Origin of the sequence: Shewanella basaltis (assembly GCF_023283885.1) — a bacterium.
GTDB classification, from domain to species: domain Bacteria; phylum Pseudomonadota; class Gammaproteobacteria; order Enterobacterales; family Shewanellaceae; genus Shewanella; species Shewanella basaltis.
Window position 1 is genome coordinate 1 of record NZ_JAKILA010000054.1, and the last position, 587, is coordinate 587.

Consider the following 587-nt stretch of genomic DNA (forward strand, 5'->3'; position numbering starts at 1 on the left):
GTTCCAAAGTAAGTTTTGCGTTTCATGTTTAGTGAATTACGAAGCCTGTTCTTAGGCACATTTAATATCGTTTCACCATTAAGTGAGCCACCATTAAAAACAACATTTAAAGTAAATTTGCTCATTTCTATCATCCATTGATAAAGGTTAAATGACTTGGGTATTGGGTTTACCAACTGCGGTAATACGTTTGATTTTCAAACCAAAGCGTTTCAACTCAAGACCACCAAAGTTATTAACGACATAGCTTGAACTATCGACTTCATACTCGCCGGCGGTGTATGGCTGACTTGGATCGCTTACTTGAAGTTTCATTTGAACGGGAAATTTACCGCCTAAATGTGCATAAGCCACTTGTTCGTAAATAGTTCGTCCAGGCTTACCATCTTTGCCTGGCATATTGCGGCCATTTACGGTGACATCTTCTTGAAATACTTCGATTTTAAACATGTTATTTGCTCCTATGCGTAAGCTTTAAAAGGTAAAATATTTGATTGGGATACAATTGGCATTTGATACCAATGCGGGATTTGTAACGGTTTAACTTCAATGACTTCTGAGCGTTTTAATGTTGGACACATGCGGCT

General features: G+C 38.0%; 1 protein-coding gene. It reads right to left on the minus strand.

Features of this window, described 5'->3' with window-relative positions:
* Nucleotides 1-147 precede the first annotated feature (147 nt).
* Nucleotides 148-450 (minus strand): G5P family DNA-binding protein, encoded by a 303-nt coding sequence (locus L2703_RS18910; RefSeq protein ID WP_248972567.1) that lies wholly within the window; start codon nucleotides 448-450, stop codon nucleotides 148-150.
* Nucleotides 451-587: the final 137 nt, after the last annotated feature.

Excerpts from the sequence above, each read along its gene's own strand:
- L2703_RS18910 (WP_248972567.1), bottom strand. The coding sequence starts at position 450 with ATGTTTAAAATCGAAGTATTTCAAGAAGATGTCACCGTAAATGGCCGC.